The organism is Pseudomonas sp. TE6288 (assembly GCF_054062095.1).
In genome coordinates this window covers 11,393-29,142 of the sequence record NZ_JBSSEW010000026.1, presented here as the reverse complement: position 1 = coordinate 29,142, position 17,750 = coordinate 11,393, and the positions used below count along the sequence as shown (strand labels likewise).

The 17,750-nt window shown below is 62.1% G+C and carries 2 protein-coding genes; one reads left to right on the top strand and one right to left on the bottom strand.

Translation table 11 applies throughout. The features are described from left to right. Positions 1–22 precede the first annotated feature (22 nt). Positions 23–1,360 (bottom strand): TolC family outer membrane protein, encoded by a 1,338-nt coding sequence (locus ACVWY1_RS22975; protein ID WP_277502453.1) that lies wholly within the window; start codon positions 1,358–1,360, stop codon positions 23–25. Between the two features lie 346 nt (positions 1,361–1,706). Between ACVWY1_RS22975 and ACVWY1_RS22970 the strand changes: the two genes are divergently transcribed. Then, positions 1,707–17,639 (top strand): retention module-containing protein, encoded by a 15,933-nt coding sequence (locus ACVWY1_RS22970; RefSeq protein WP_457378799.1) that lies wholly within the window; start codon positions 1,707–1,709, stop codon positions 17,637–17,639. The last annotated feature ends 111 nt before the right edge of the window (positions 17,640–17,750 follow it).

Genomic DNA, 17,750 nt, shown 5'->3' with positions numbered 1-17,750 from the left:
GGGGGTGGGTTCAAGGCGCCTTTCAGTTCATGCCTGGCAGGTTCACCTTGGGTTTCAGGTCGTTCTGCACAACGGTGGCCATCGGGGCTACGACACCCTGGCTCTTGAGCAGCTGGCCAATGGTCGCCTTGATTCGGTACTGAGTAAACATTTGTATGTTCTTCACCTCTACCAGACGACGCTGGGCGGTGAAGGTTTCATTCTCGCTGTCGAGCAAGTCGAGCAGGGTTCGCTCGCCCAGGCCGAACTGCTGTTGGTAGGCGCTGCGCACCCGGTTGCTGTGATCGACGTACTGCTGGGCGATCGGCACCTGGGCGTTGGCGTTTTCCAGAGCATTCCATGCCAAGCCTAACTCCTCATTGAGCTGGCGCAAGGCGTTGTTGCGAATGTCCAGGGCCTGGTTGGCCAGATACGACTTCGATTCCAGGTCCGCCTTGTTGCTGCCGCCGGCGTACAGGTTGAAGTTCATGCGCAGCATGGCCTGCCACTCGTTGTTGTGGCCCACCGCGCCGTCGAGGTTGTTGTCGGCCGTTCGTCCGAGTTCGGCATCGAAACGCGGATAGAAAGTAGACTTTGCCGCTTCGTATTGCTTCTCGGCAGCCGCGATGTCCGACTCGGCCGAACGCAGGATCGGGCTCTCTTCGACCAGTTGGTGACGCGCCTCTTCGAGGGTGGCCGGCAGCAGGTCGACAAATGGCGCGGGCGTGCTTAACTCGTCGGGCATTTGCCCGACGACGCTCAGGTAGTTGGTGTTGGCATCGGCCAGGTTGGTCTGCTCGGTGATCAGGTTGTTGCGGGCCTGGGCCTGGCGCGCTTCGGCCTGGTCGAGGTCGGCCATGCGGCCTACGCCACGGCTGGTGCGCAACTTGATCTGGTCGAGGATGCGCTCATGGTTGCGCAGGTTTTCTTCGGCCAGGCGCACCATCTCACGGCGCGACAGGACGTCCAGGTAGACCTGGGCGACGGTCAGCGCGGTACGCTCGGAGGTGCCCAGCAAGGAATAGGCGCGAGCGTTGACGGTGGCTTGTTGACGCCCGACCTCGCTGGAGGTGGCAAAACCGTCAAAGACCATCTGCCGCAGGCGGATCGCCGATTCGCCACGGTTGAGCGTCTCCCAGCGGTTGCGGGTGCTTGGGCTGTCGGTGCCCTCGCGGCCATAACCGGCCGTCACATCGACCCGCGGCAAATAGCCGCCCTGGGCTGCACGCAATTGATAGTCTGCGGCGGTGCGTGCGTTCACGCCGGCCTGGATTTCAGGGTGTACCTCAAGGGCCTTCTGCATGGCTTCGGGCAAGGTTTGTGCTTGAACGAAGGAGGCGGCGAGAGCGAAAGGAAGAGCGGTGAACAGTGACGCACGCATTTTTACTGGGTTCCCGAAATGAGCTGTTGTCCTACATCACAACTGAAGCTCCTTCTACCTTGGAAGATGGCATTTCGCCTTCGATCGGTAGGATGGTTCTCGCAGGCAACACGATAAGTAGGAAGTATCTTCAGCCGTTCAAATATCAATGTGACATTACGTGAGTGATTGTTTAGGATGGCCTGCATAAGGTCAATAGTTTGGCATAAACTTAATAGCCAGAAATTATAGACGTAAAATTGACGCAAAACGGCGTCAAAAACATTATTGAAAGATTTCCATCAAACGCCGCCCTCGCGCGCCGGCAGGCATGGAAGCCAACTGAACAGGTAGCCCGGAGAGTCCAATGAGCACTGTTGTTGCCATCGTCAAAAGCATTGTTGGCCAAGTCATCGCAGTTTCCCCAGAAGGCATCCGGCGCGTACTGATCGAAGGCGATCGCCTGCTTGCCGGTGAACAGGTAGACACCGGCACTGGCGGCGCGGTCACTCTGGAGCTGGCCGACGGCCGTCTGCTCGACCTCGGTCGCGACACCCAGTGGAGTGCCGACGCCCCCGACAGCAGCATCGACCTGAGCCAGGCCACCGCCCAGGCGGCGCCCTCGGTCGAGGAGCTGCAACAAGCCATCGCCGCCGGCGTCGACCCGACCACCGAACTGGAGGCCACCGCAGCCGGCCCGGCCGCGGCAGGCGGCGGTTCGGTAGGCGGCGGGCATAGCTTCGTCCTGCTCCAGGAAACCGCCGGGGTGGTCGACCCGACCATCGGCTTCCCCACCGGCCCAATAGGCTTTGCCAACGGGCTGGGTATTGATGAGCAGGGCGGGCTGGACGGCAACAACGCCAGTAGCAACACCACCAACGCCCCGCTCACCACAGGCCTGACCCTGAGCGCCACTCCCACGATCACCGAGGCGGGTGGCGTAATTGTCTATACCGCCACCGTCGGCCAGCCACCGCTGACCAACCTCACCGTGACCCTGTCCAATGGCGCTGTCATCGTGATCCCGGCGGGCCAGACCACCGGCACCGTCAACGTCAATGTCCCGGCCAACGACACGCCCTACATCGATGGCGGCCAGATCTCCGCGACCATCACCGGGACCAGCGGCGGCAACGGCCTGATCGTCACGCCAAGCACCACGCCGGCGGTGACCGAGGTCACCGACACCATCGATACCACCACTGCCACGCTGACCGCCAACCCAAGCGTGACCGAAGGTGGCGTGATCACCTACACCGTGACCCTGACCAACCCGGCCCAGACCCCAGTCACCGTCACCCTGTCCAATGGCCAGACCGTCACCATCGAAGCCGGCAAGTCGTCAGGCAGCGTCGATTTCCAGACCCCGGCCAACGACGTCTATAACAATGGCAGCACCGTCAGCACCACGATCACGGGGGCAACGGGCGGTAATTTCGAGAATCTGGTGCCAAACCCGACACCAGCGGAAACGAAGATCAACGACTCCGTCGACACTACCACCGCCACCCTGACCGCGACCCCAAGCGTGACCGAAGGTGGCGTGATCACCTACACCGTGACCCTGACCAACCCGGCCCAGACTCCGGTCACCGTCACTCTGTCCAATGGGCAGACTATTACCGTCAAGGCCGGCGAAAGCACTGGCAGCGTCGACTTCCAGACCCCGGCTAACGACGTATTCGTCAACGGCAGCACGGTCAGCACCAGCATCACTGGTGTCACCGGTGGCAACTTCGAGAAGCTGGAACCCGACACTACGCCGACCCAGACCGTGATCAGCGACAGCATCGACACGGTGACCGTCAGCATCGCCAGCAATGGCAACGTGACCGAGGCCGAACAGCCGACCTTCACTGTATCGGTCAGCCAGAAGCTCGACCATGACCTGACCGTGACCCTGTCCAATGGCGCCACTGTGGTCATCAGCGCCGGCCAGACCCAGGCCACCTACAGCCTGCCGGCCCAGGGCGACGACGTATTCAAGGACGCCGGCTCCGTGACCCTCGGCGTGACCGATGCCAGCGTGGCGGGCAAGACCTTCGAGAGCCTGCAGTTGGGTGGCGATGCCACCGTGCAGATCACCGACACCGTCAGTGAAGTGGTCGCAACCCTCACTGCCGACAAGACCGCTGTGTCCGAAGGTGGCCAGATCACCTACACCGTGACCCTGACCAATGCCCAGGGTCTGCCGGTCAACGGCCATAATGGCCTGACCTTCACCCTGACCGATGGCACCAAGGTCACCATTCCGGCAGGCAGCACCAGCGGCACCTTCACCATCACGGCTCCTGACGACGTATTCGTCGGCGGCCAGCCTTCGATCGTCAACAAGATTGAATCCGTTGCCGGTGGCGACAACTTCGAGAAGCTGACCCTCGGCGACAACTCGGTCACCACCACCGTGACCGACGAGCCAGGTACCGGCACTCCAGGCACCGACAACCAAGGCGACAAGGTCACCGTCACCATCGTCGGCAAGGGCGATGTCAACGAAGACCAGCAGCCGACCTTCACCGTCAAGGTCAGCCAGAAGCTCGACCACGACCTGACCGTAACCCTGTCGAACGGCGACAAAGTCGTCATCCCAGCCGGTCAGACCGAAACCGAGTACAAAGCCAAAGCCCAGGGTGACGACGTCTTCAAAGACGGCGATACCCTGACTGTCGGCATCACCGATGCTGCCGTTGACGGCAAGTCCTTCGAGAACCTGGAACTGGGCGGCAACGCCTCGGTGCAGATCACCGACACCATCAGCGAAGTCGTCGCGACCCTGACCGCCGACAAGACCACTGTGTCGGAAGGTGGCCAGATCACTTACACCGTCACCCTGACCAATGCCCAGGGTCTGCCGGTTAATGGCCACAACGGCCTGACCTTCACCCTGACCGATGGCTCCAAGGTCACCGTACCGGCCGGCAGCGCCAGCGGCACCTTCACCATTACCGCACCGGATGACGTGTTCGTCGGCGGCCAACCAACCATCACCAACAAGCTGGAAGGCGTCACCGGCGCCGACAACTTCGAAAAACTGACCCTGGGTCAGGACGAAGTGAAGACCTCCGTCACAGACGAGCCGGGCACTGGTACCCCAGGCACCGACAATCAGGGCGACAAAGTCACCGTCACCATCGTCGGCAAAGGCGATGTCACCGAAGACCAGCAGCCAGCCTTCACCGTCAAGGTCAGCCAGAAACTGGACCATGACCTGACCGTGACCCTGTCGAACGGCGACAAAGTCGTCATTCCAGCCGGTCAGACCGAAGCCGAGTACAAAGCCAAAGCCCAGGGCGACGACGTCTTCAAAGACGGCGACACCCTGACTGTCGGCATCACCGATGCTGCTGTCGACGGCAAGTCCTTCGAGAATCTGGAACTGGGTGGCAACGCCTCGGTGCAGATCACCGACACCATCAGTGAAGTGGTCGCGACCCTGACCGCAGACAAGACCACCGTCACCGAAGGTGGCCAGATCACCTACACCGTGACGCTGACCAATGCCCAAGGTCTGCCGGTCAACGGCCACAACGGCCTGACCTTCACCCTGACTGACGGCACCAAAGTCACCATTCCGGCCGGCAGCGCCAGCGGCACCTTCACCATCACCGCACCGGATGACGTGTTCGTCGGCGGCCAGCCTTCTATCGTCAACAAGATCGAATCGGTCGCCGGTGGCGACAACTTCGAGAAACTGACCCTCGGCGATAACTCGGTCACCACCACCGTGACTGACGAGCCAGGTACCGGCACCCCAGGCACCGATAACCAGGGCGACAAGGTCACCGTCACCATCGTCGGCAAGGGCGATGTCACCGAAGACCAGCAGCCAGCCTTCACCGTCAAGGTCAGCCAGAAACTGGACCATGACCTGACCGTGACCCTGTCGAACGGCGACAAAGTCGTCATTCCAGCCGGTCAGACCGAAGCCGAGTACAAAGCCAAAGCCCAGGGCGACGACGTCTTCAAAGACGGCGACACCCTGACTGTCGGCATCACCGATGCTGCTGTCGACGGCAAGTCCTTCGAGAATCTGGAACTGGGTGGCAACGCCTCGGTGCAGATCACCGACACCATCAGTGAAGTGGTCGCGACCCTGACCGCAGACAAGACCACCGTCACCGAAGGTGGCCAGATCACTTACACCGTGACCCTGACCAATGCCCAGGGTCTGCCGGTCAACGGCCACAACGGCCTGACCTTCACCCTGACTGACGGCACCAAAGTCACCATTCCGGCCGGCAGCGCCAGCGGTACCTTCACCATCACCGCACCGGATGACGTGTTCGTCGGCGGCCAGCCGAGCATCGTCAACAAGATCGAATCGGTCGCCGGTGGCGACAACTTCGAGAAGCTGACCCTCGGCGACAACTCGGTCACCACCACCGTGACTGACGAGCCAGGTACCGGCACCCCAGGCACCGATAACCAAGGCGACAAGGTCACCGTCACCATCGTCGGCAAAGGCGATGTCACCGAAGACCAGCAGCCAGCCTTCACCGTCAAGGTCAGCCAGAAACTGGACCACGACCTGACCGTAACCCTGTCGAACGGCGACAAAGTCGTCATTCCAGCCGGTCAGACCGAAGCTGAGTACAAGGCCAAAGCCCAGGGTGATGACGTCTTCAAGGACGGTGACACCCTTACCGTCGGCATCACCGATGCTGCCGTTGACGGCAAAGCTTTCGAAAATCTGGAGCTGGGCGGTAACGCTTCCGTCCAGATCACCGACACCATCAGTGAGGTCGTCGCAACCCTGACTGCGGACAAGACCACCGTCAACGAAGGTGGCCAGATCACCTACACCGTGACGCTGACCAACGCCCAGGGTCTGCCGGTTAACGGTCACAATGGCCTGACCTTCACCCTGACCGATGGCACCAAGGTCACTATTCCTGCGGGCAGTGCTAGCGGTACCTTCACCATCACCGCTCCGGATGACGTGTTCGTTGGTGGTCAACCAACCATCACCAACAAGCTGGAAGGCGTCACCGGCGCCGACAACTTCGAAAAACTGACCTTGGGTCAGGACGAAGTGAAGACCTCCGTCACTGACGAGCCGGGCACCGGCACTCCAGGCACCGACAACCAGGGCGACAAGGTCACCGTCACCATCGTCGGCAAAGGCGATGTCACCGAAGACCAGCAACCGGCCTTCACCGTCAAGGTCAGCCAGAAGCTCGACCATGACCTCACCGTAACCCTGTCCAACGGCGACAAGGTGGTGATCCCAGCAGGCCAGACCGAAGCCGAATACAAGGCCAAGGCCCAGGGCGACGACGTCTTCAAAGACGGCGATACCCTGACTGTCGGCATCACCGATGCTGCCGTCGATGGCAAGGCCTTCGAGAACCTGGAACTGGGCGGCAACGCATCGGTGCAGATCACCGACACCATCAGTGAAGTGGTCGCGACCCTCACCGCCGACAAGACTACCGTCACCGAAGGTGGCCAGATCACCTACACCGTGACGCTGACCAATGCCCAGGGCCTGGCGGTCACCGGCCATAACGGCCTGACCTTCACCCTGACCGATGGCACCAAAGTCACCGTTCCGGCCGGCAGCGCCAGCGGGACCTTCACCATCACCGCCCCGAGCGACGTATTCGTCGGCGGCCAGCCCTCGATCGTGAACAAGCTCGAAGGTGTCAGCGGCGCGGACAACTTCGAGAAGCTGACGCTCGGCAAGGAGACACTCACCACTACCGTCACTGATGATCCGGATACCGGCAACAAGGTATCTGTCACCATCGTCAGCAACGGCGATGTCACCGAAGACCTGCAGCCGTCCTTTACCGTCAAGGTCAACCAGAAGCTGGACCAGGATCTCACCGTCACCCTGAGCAATGGTGCCAAGGTGGTGATTCCGGCTGGCCAGACCCAGGTCGAGTACAAGGCGGATGCCCAGGGCGATGACGTCTTCAAGGATGGCAGTTCGCTAACCGTCGGCATTACTGATGCAGTCGTTGATGGCAAGACCTTCGAGAACCTGCAGCTGGGTGGCGATGCCACCGTGCAGATCACCGATACCGTCAGCGAAGTCGTCGCGACCCTGACCGCCGACAAGACCACCGTCACCGAAGGCGGCCAGATCACCTACACCGTGACCCTGACCAATGCCCAGGGCCTGTCGGTCACCGGCCACAACGGCCTGACCTTCACCCTGACCGATGGCACCAAGGTCACCATTCCGGCCGGCAGCACCAGCGGTACCTTCACCATCACCGCACCGGATGACGTGTTCGTCGGTGGCCAACCGAGCATCGTCAACAAGATCGAATCGGTTGCCGGTGGCGGCAACTTCGAGAAGCTGACCCTCGGCGACAACTCGGTCACCACCACCGTGACTGACGAGCCAGGTACCGGCACTCCAGGCACCGACAACCAGGGCGACAAGGTCACCGTCACAATCGTCGGCAAGGGCGATGTCACCGAAGACCAGCAGCCGACCTTCACCGTCAAGGTCAGCCAGAAGCTCGACCACGACCTGACCGTAACCCTGTCGAACGGCGACAAAGTCGTCATCCCAGCCGGTCAGACCGAAACCGAGTACAAAGCCAAAGCCCAGGGTGACGACGTCTTCAAAGACGGCGATACCCTGACTGTCGGCATCGCCGATGCCGCTGTCGATGGCAAGGCCTTCGAGAACCTGGAGCTGGGTGGCAACGCCTCGGTACAGATCACCGACACCATCAGCGAAGTGGTCGCGACCCTGACTGCGGACAAGACCACCGTCACCGAAGGTGGCCAGATCACTTACACCGTGACCCTGACCAATGCCCAGGGTCTGCCAGTCAACGGCCACAATGGCCTGACCTTCACTTTGACCGATGGCACCAAGGTCACTATTCCTGCGGGTAGTGCCAGCGGCACCTTCACCATCACCGCGCCGGACGACGTGTTTGTCGGCGGTCAGCCTTCGATCGTCAACAAGCTCGAAAGCGTCAGCGGCGCGGATAGCTTCGAGAAGCTCACGCTCGGCAAGGACACCCTCACCACGACCGTGACCGATGAGCCAGGTACTGGCACGCCCGGCACTGGCAACGAAGGCGACAAGGTTTCCGTGACCATAGTTGGCAACGGCGCAGTCACCGAAGATCAGCAGCCGTCGTTCACCGTCAAGGTCAGCCAGAAACTCGGTCAGGACCTGACCGTAACCCTGAGCAACGGCGATAAAGTGGTGATCCCTGCGGGTCAAACCCAGGTTGAGTACAAGGCTACTGCCCAAGGCGATGACGTCTTCAAGGATGGCGACACCCTCACCGTCGGCATTTCCGATGCGTCGGTCACCGGCAAGACCTTCGAGAACCTCGAGCTCGGCGGCAACGCCAGCGTTGAGATCAACGACACCGTCAGCGAAGTGGTCGCAACCCTGACCGCCGACAAGACTACCGTCAGCGAAGGCGGCCCAATCACCTACACCGTCACCCTGACCAACGCCCAGGGCCTGTCGGTCACCGGCCACAACGGCCTGACCTTCACCCTGACCGACGGCACCAAGGTCACCGTGCCAGCGGGCAGCGCCACCGGCACCATCACCATCAATGCGCCGGACGACGTATTCGTCGGCGGTCAGCCGACCATCACCAACAAACTGGAAGGCGTGACTGGTGCCGACAACTTCGAAAAACTGACCCTGGGTCAGGACGAAGTGAAAACCTCCGTCACCGACGAGCCAGGCACCGGCACTCCGGGCACCGGCAACGAAGGTGACAAAGTCTCCGTCACCATCGTCGGCAACGGCGCGGTCACCGAAGACCAGCAGCCAAGCTTCACCGTCAAGGTCAGCCAGAAACTCGGTCAGGACCTGACCGTAACCCTGAGCAACGGCGATAAAGTCGTGATCCCAGCGGGTCAAACCCAGGTTGAGTACAAGGCGACCGCCCAAGGCGATGACGTCTTCAAGGATGGCGACACCCTGACCGTAGGGATTTCCGACGCCTCGGTCACCGGCAAGACCTTCGAGAACCTCGAGCTCGGCGGCAACGCCAGCGTTCAGATCAACGACACCATCAGCGAAGTCGTAGCGACCCTGTCTGCCGACAAAACCACCGTCAGTGAAGGCGGCCAGATCACCTACACCGTCACCCTGACCAATGCCCAGGGCCTGTCGGTCACCGGCCACAATGGCCTGACCTTCACCCTGACCGATGGCACCAAGGTCACCATTCCGGCAGGCAGCGCCAGCGGCACCTTCACCATCACCGCTGCGGACGACGTATTTGTCGGTGGCCAGCCGAGCATCGTCAACAAGATCGAATCGGTTGCCGGTGGCGACAACTTCGAGAAGCTGACCCTCGGCGACAACTCGGTTACCACAACCGTGACCGATGAGCCGGGTACTGGCACGCCAGGCACCGACAACCAGGGCGACAAGGTCACCGTCACCATCGTCGGCAAAGGCGATGTCACCGAAGACCAGCAGCCCGCCTTCACCGTCAAGGTCAGCCAGAAGCTCGACCACGACCTGACCGTAACCCTGTCGAACGGCGACAAAGTCGTCATTCCAGCCGGTCAGACCGAAACCGAGTACAAAGCCAAAGCCCAGGGTGACGACGTCTTCAAGGATGGCGACACCCTGACTGTCGGCATCACCGATGCTGCAGTCGATGGCAAGGCCTTCGAGAACCTGGAGCTGGGCGGCAACGCATCGGTGCAGATCACCGACACCATCAGTGAAGTGGTCGCGACCCTCACCGCTGACAAGACCACCGTCACCGAAGGTGGCCAGATCACCTATACCGTGACCCTGACCAATGCCCAGGGCCTGTCGGTCACCGGCCATAACGGCCTGACCTTCACCCTGACCGATGGCACCAAAGTCACCATTCCGGCCGGCAGCGCCAGCGGCACCTTCACCATCACGGCCCCGGACGACGTGTTCGTTGGCGGTCAGCCTGCGATCGTCAACAAGATCGAAGGCGTCAGCGGCGCAGAAAACTTCGAGAAACTCACCCTCGGCGACAACACGCTCACCACGACCGTGACCGACGAGCCAGGCACCGGCACTCCAGGTACCGATAACCAAGGCGACAAGGTCACCGTCACCATCGTCGGCAACGGCAATGTCACCGAAGACCAGCAACCGTCGTTCACCGTCAAGGTCAGCCAGAAACTGGCGCAGGACCTGACCGTGACCCTGAGCAATGGCGACAAGGTCGTAATCCCCGCCGGTCAGACCCAGACCGAGTACAAGGCTGCCGCCCAGGGCGACGACGTGTTCAAGGACGGCAGCTCGCTGACCGTCGGCATCACCGATGCTGCGGTCACCGGCAAGACCTTCGAAAACCTGGAGCTCGGTGGCAACGCCACTGTGCAGATCACCGATACCATCAGTGAAGTCGTCGCGACCCTCACCGCCGACAAGACCACTGTGTCCGAAGGTGGCCAGATCACCTATACCGTGACCCTGACCAACGCCCAGGGTCTGTCGGTCACTGGTCACAATGGCCTGACCTTCACCCTGTCCGACGGTACCAAGGTCACCATCCCGGCCGGCAACGCTACCGGCACAGCCACCATCAATGCACCGGACGATGTGTTCGTCGGCGGCCAGGCGACCATCAGCAACAAACTGGTGACCGTCAGCGGTGCCGACAACTTCGAGAAACTGACCCTCGGCCAAGGTGAGGTGCAGACCTCCGTGACCGACGAGCCGGGCACTGGAACCCCGGGCACCGACAACCAGGGCGACAAGGTGTCCGTCACCATCGTCGGCAATGGCAATGTCACCGAGGACCAGCAGCCCTCGTTCACCGTCAAGGTCAGCCAGAAGCTTGGATACGACCTGACTGTCACCCTGTCCAACGGCGACAAGGTGGTGATCCCGGCCGGTCAGACCCAGACCGAGTACAAGGCTGCCGCCCAGGGCGACGACGTGTTCAAGGACGGCAGCTCGCTGACCGTCGGCATCACCGATGCCACGGTTCCGGGCCATACCTTCGAAAACCTGGAGCTGGGTGGCAATGCCACCGTGCAGATCACCGACACCATCAGTGAAGTCGTGGCCACCTTGTCCGCCGACAAGACCACCGTGTCCGAAGGCGGCCAGGTCACCTACACCGTGACCCTGACCAACGCCCAGGGCCTGTCGGTCACCGGCCACAATGGCCTGACCTTCACCCTCACCGATGGCACCAAGGTCAGCATCCCGGCCGGCAGCGCCACTGGCACCGCCACCATCAATGCGCCGGACGACGTGTTCGTCGGTGGTCAGCCGACCATCAGCAACAAGATCACCGGCGTCACCGGCGCGGACAACTTCGAGAAGCTGACCCTGGGTCAGAACGAAGTGAAGACCTCCGTCACTGATGAGCCGGGCTCGGGCACACCAGGCACCGGCAACCAGGGTGACAAGGTTTCGGTCACCATCGTCGGCAATGGCAACGTTACCGAAGACCAGCAACCGTCGTTCACCGTCAAGGTCAGCCAGAAACTGGCGCAGGACCTGACCGTGACCCTGTCCAACGGCGCCAAGGTGGTGATCCCCGCCGGCCAGACCCAGGTCGAGTACAAAGCCGCCGCCCAGGGCGACGACGTGTTCAAGGACGGCAGCTCGCTGACCGTCGGCATCACTGACGCCGCAGTTACCGGCAAGACCTTCGAGAACCTCGAACTGGGCGGCAACGCCACCGTGCAGATCAACGACACCATCAGTGAAGTGGTCGCCACGCTGTCCGCTGACAAGACCACCGTCGCCGAGGGCGGCCAGGTCACCTACACCGTGACCCTGACCAACGCCCAAGGCTTGTCGGTAGTCGGCCACAACGGCCTGACCTTCACCCTTTCCGATGGCACCAAGGTCACCATCCCGGCCGGCAGTACCACCGGTACCGCCACCATCAACGTGCCGGACGACGTGTTCATCGGCGGCCAAGCCACCATCAGCAACAAGATCACCGGTGTCACCGGCGCCGACAACTTCGAGAAACTGACCCTGGGTCAGAATGAAGTGAAGACTTCCGTCACCGACGAGCCGGGCTCGGGCACTCCAGGCACCGGCAACCAGGGCGATAAGGTCTCGGTCACCATCGTCGGCAACGGCGATGTCAACGAAGCCCAGCAGCCATCGTTCACCGTCAAGGTCAGCCAGAAGCTCGACCAGGACCTGACCGTCACCCTGAGCAATGGTGCCAAGGTGGTGATTCCCGCCGGCCAGACCCAGGTCGAATACAAGGCGCCGATCCAGGGCGACGATGTGTTCAAGGACGGCGGCCCGCTCACCGTTGGCATCAGCGATGCCAGCGTGGTCGGCAAGACCTTCGAGAACCTCGAGCTCGGCGGCAGCGCCACCGTGCAGATCAACGACACCATCAGTGAAGTCGTGGCCACTTTGTCCGCCGACAAGACCACCGTGTCCGAAGGCGGCCAGATCACCTATACCGTGACCCTGACCAATACCCAGGGCCTGTCGGTCACCGGCCACAACGGCCTGACCTTCACCCTTTCCGATGGCACCAAGGTCACCATCCCGGCCGGCAGCGCCACTGGCACCGCAACCATCAATGCGCCGGACGACGTGTTCGTCGGTGGTCAGCCAACCATCAACAACAAAATCACCGGCGTCACCGGCGCCGACAACTTCGAAAAACTGACCCTCGGCCAGAACGAAGTGAAGACCTCCGTCACCGACGAGCCAGGTTCGGGCACGCCGGGCACCGGTAACCAGGGCGACAAGGTCTCGGTCACCATCGTCGGCAATGGCAACGTCACCGAAGACCAGCAACCGTCGTTCACCGTCAAAGTCAGCCAGAAGCTGGCGCAGGACCTGACCGTGACCCTGAGCAACGGCGCCAAGGTGGTGATCCCGGCTGGCCAGACCCAAGTCGAGTACAAGGCCGCCGCCCAGGGCGATGACGTGTTCAAGGACGGCGACACCCTCACCGTCGGCATCTCCGATGCGTCGGTCACCGGCAAGACCTTCGAAAACCTCGAGCTCGGCGGCAACGCCAGCGTTCAGATCAACGACACCGTCAGCGAAGTGGTCGCCACCCTGTCTGCAGACAAGACGACTGTCAGCGAAGGCGGCCAGGTCACCTACACCGTAACGTTGACCAACGCCCAGGGCCTGTCGGTCACCGGCCACAACGGCCTGACTTTCACCCTGACCGATGGCACCAAAGTCACCGTTCCGGCCGGCAGCGCCACTGGCACCGCCACCATCAATGCGCCGGACGACGTGTTCGTCGGTGGTCAGCCAACCATCAACAACAAGATCACCGGCGTCACCGGCGCGGACAACTTCGAGAAGCTGACCCTGGGTCAGAACGAAGTGAAGACCTCCGTCACCGACGAGCCAGGTTCGGGCACGCCGGGCACCGGCAACCAGGGCGACAAGGTTTCGGTCACCATCGTCGGCAATGGCAACGTCACCGAAGACCAGCAACCGTCGTTCACCGTCAAGGTCAGCCAGAAACTGGCGCAGGACCTGACCGTGACCCTGTCCAACGGCGCCAAGGTGGTAATCCCGGCTGGCCAGACCCAGGTCGAGTACAAGGCCGCCGCCCAGGGCGACGATGTGTTCAAGGACGGCAGCTCGCTGACCGTCGGCATCACTGACGCCGCAGTTACCGGCAAGACCTTCGAGAACCTCGAACTGGGCGGCAACGCCACCGTGCAGATCAACGACACCATCAGTGAAGTGGTCGCCACACTGTCCGCTGACAAGACCACCGTCGCCGAGGGCGGCCAGGTCACCTACACCGTGACCCTGACCAACGCCCAAGGCTTGTCGGTAGTCGGCCACAACGGCCTGACCTTCACCCTTTCCGATGGCACCAAGGTCACCATCCCGGCTGGCAGTGCCAGCGGTACCTTCACCATTACCGCCAAGGACGATCCGTACCTCGGTGGCCAGCCGAACATCGTCAACAAGATCGAGTCGGTCGCTGGTGGCGACAACTTCGAGAAACTGACCCTGGGCAGTAACACCGTCACCACCAGCGTTACCGACGAGCCGAGCAGCCAGGGCGACCTGACCACCGTCGGCATCAGCGGCGACACCTCGGTGACCGAAGGCGACACCGCCCACTACAACCTGACCCTGAGCAACCCGTCGAAGTCCGAGGTGACCATCACCCTGACCTACAGCGGCACCGCCACCGACGGCCAGGACTTCACCGGTGTGGTCACCGTGAAGATCCCGGCCGGCAGCAGCGGCACCACCTTCGACATCAAGACCATCGACGACAAGCTGGTCGAGGGCTCGGAGAACTTCACAGTCAAGATCAGCGGTGCCACGGGCGGCGGCTTCGAGAACCTGCAGGTCGACGCCGGCAAGTCCAGCGTCACCACCACCATCATCGACAACGACCATGCGCCGGTGTCGACCGGCGGCGCGGTGACCGGCAGCGAAGACACCGACTACGTGTTCAAGTGGGGCGACTTCAACGTCAGCGACGCCGATGGCAACACTGGTCTTTCGGTGACCATCAGCAAGCTGCCGGACCTGGGCGGCCTGAAGTTCTTCAACGGCACCTCGTGGGTCGATGTCTCGCTCAACCAGAATATCAGCCAGGCTGACATCGCCGCCGGCAAGCTCAAGTTCGTGCCGCTGGCCAACCAGTCGGGCATCGACGGCTATGGCGGCAGCGGCGTGGGCAACAAGCAGGCCGACTACGCGCAGATCAAGTACAAGCCCAACGACGGCACCAACGCCGGCGGCGAAGTGACCATGAAGGTCGATATCGCGCCTGTGGCCGATAAGCCTGACCTGAACATCGGCAACAACAACGTCAACTCCATCGGCCTGCTCAAGGAAACCTGGAACAGCCTCTCCGGCCTTGGCAGCAATGGCAACGGCATCACCGGCGACGCGCTGAAGAACGTCTTCGCCAATGCCGGCAACGCCAGCAAGAGCGAGACCGTCACCGGTGTCGACACCGTTGCCAGCGTGACTGCGGGCAGCGGCTCGAAGACTTCCGGCCTGATCTACCTGGAAGCCGGCAAGACCTACGCGTTCAGCGGCACCGCCGATGACAGCCTGCAGATCGTAGTGGGCGGCAAGAACGTCGCCAGCGGCACCTGGGGCTCGGCCAGCGGCGCCATCTCCGGCAGCTTCACCCCGACCACCAGCGGCTACTACACCCTGGAGATCTACAACGCCAACCAGGCCGGCCCCGGCAGCCTGGACGTCAACATCAAGGTGGGCAACGGCGCGGTCACCGACCTCAACAGCTCGAACATCCCGATGTACCCGAGCGTCAAGGACCTTAACAATGCCGGCGTCACCGTTGGCGACCTGCACGGCAGCAACAACCAGGGCTACTACGACGGTTACAAGCTCAACGAAGGCAGCGAGAACGGCGCCCCGGTCAAGCTGGTGGGCATCAGCACCAACCTCACCGACACCGACGGCTCCGAGTCCCTGAGCGTCAAGCTCAGCGGCATCCCGGCAGGCTCGGTGCTGGCCGATAATGCCGGCCATACCTTCACCGTCGGCAAGGACGCGGTGGACGTTACCGGCTGGAACCTGGGCAGCCTGACCATCAAGCCGCCGGCCTACTACCAGGGCCAGTTTGACGTGAAGGTCAGCTCGACCTCCACCGAGAGCGTCGGCGGCAGCACCGCGACCAGCGAAGGCACCATCAAAGTTACCGTCTACCCGCAGGCCTACACCACCAGCAACCTGTCCTCGGACAGCGACAACATCACCGGCACCGACGGCAACGATGTAGTGGTTGCCGACGTCACCGGCCTGCACGTGGTGCCGGGCCAGGACTACAACCTCGCCTTCATCGTCGACACCTCGGGCAGCATGGGTTCGTCCGGCGTGGATGCGGCGAAGAAATCCCTGGAATCGGTGTTCAAGACCCTGACCGCCAGCGTCAAGGGCGACCAGTCGGGTACCGTGAACATCCTCCTGGTGGACTTCGCCACCCAGGTCAAGAGCAGCGTTTCGGTGACCCTGAACGATGCCGGCCTGCAACAGTTGCTCAATGCCCTGAACAACCTGCGGGCAGACGGCGGTACCAACTACGAGGACGCCTTCAAGACCACCGCCAACTGGTTCCAGAACCTCAAGGATGGTGGCAATACCGGCAGCAACCAGACGTTCTTCATCACCGATGGCAAGCCGACCTACTACCAGACCAACGAGAACTCCAACCCGACCCTGGGCACCTCGGGCATCACCCTGGACACCTTCCTGGCTTCGATCAACTACAAGCCGGGCATGGCGTACAACGGCTACATCGACAGCAGCAACACCAACTACGTCAGCATCGACAACGCCGGTAACCTGCAAGTGCAGTACTACCGCAACGGTTGGAAATACGGCGTATCGGGCGAGCTGCACGCGGAAGGTAACGGCACCTACGAGCTGTCTTCACGTGGTGGCTACGGCAACTTCACAGACAACGCGGCCCTGAACAACTCGATGGACAGCTTCAAGCTCCTGTCAGGCTTGTCCACCGTCGAGGCCATCGGCCTCAACAACGGCGTCAACACCAACGACCTGAAACCGTACGACACCGACGGCAAGCCGCAGACCAACATCGACCCGAGCAAGCTGGCCGAGGCCATCCTCGGCCATACCGAAGTCACCCAGCCGGGCAACGACACGGTCAATGGCGGCGACGGCAACGACATCATCTTCGGCGACCTGATGGTCTTCGACGGTGTTGCCGGTACCGGTGTCGAGGCGATCCGCGGCTATGTCGCCGACAAGCTGGGCGTAGACGCGGGCAGCGTGGACGCACGGGCGATGCACAAGTACATCACCGAGCACTACACCGAGTTCGACGTCTCACGCAGCAACGACGGCGCCGACACCCTGCTGGGCGGCAACGGCAACGACATCATCTTCGGCCAGGGTGGCAACGACTACATCGACGGCGGCAAGGGCAACGACATCCTGCTCGGCGGCACCGGCAACGACACCCTGCTCGGCGGTGAAGGCAACGACATCCTGTTTGGCGGTGCCGGCAATGACATCCTCATCGGCGGCAAGGGCGATGACATCATGACCGGTGGCAGTGGTGCCGACACCTTCGTGTGGAAGGCCGGCGACCTGGGCAATGACGTGATCAAGGACTTCAAGGCGAGCGAAGGCGACCGCCTCGACCTGAGCGACCTGCTCCAGGGCGAGAAGGCCAGCACCATCGACAACTTCCTGAAGATCACCACGGTCAATGGCGAGTCGACCCTGCAAGTCAGCACCGAAGGCAAGCTCAACGCCGCCGGCGGCCTGGCCAACGCCGATGTGAGCATCAAGCTCGAAGGGGTCAACTGGTCCAACACCACGATCAACTCGTTGATCAGCGGTGGCGACCCGACCATCAAGATCGACAACTCCAACAGCTGATCCCCACCCCCGCGGCAGCCGGCAACGGCCGCCGCGTCGGGGGCGGGCTTTCCCCGCCAACGCTTCACGCGCATACTCGTGCACCGGGCCTACACGCCCGGTGAACTTTGC

Coding starts and splice junctions, on each gene's coding strand:
- ACVWY1_RS22975 (WP_277502453.1), bottom strand. CDS start 1,360: ATGCGTGCGTCACTGTTCACCGCTCTTCCTTTCGCTCTCGCCGCCTCC.
- ACVWY1_RS22970 (WP_457378799.1), top strand. CDS start 1,707: ATGAGCACTGTTGTTGCCATCGTCAAAAGCATTGTTGGCCAAGTCATC.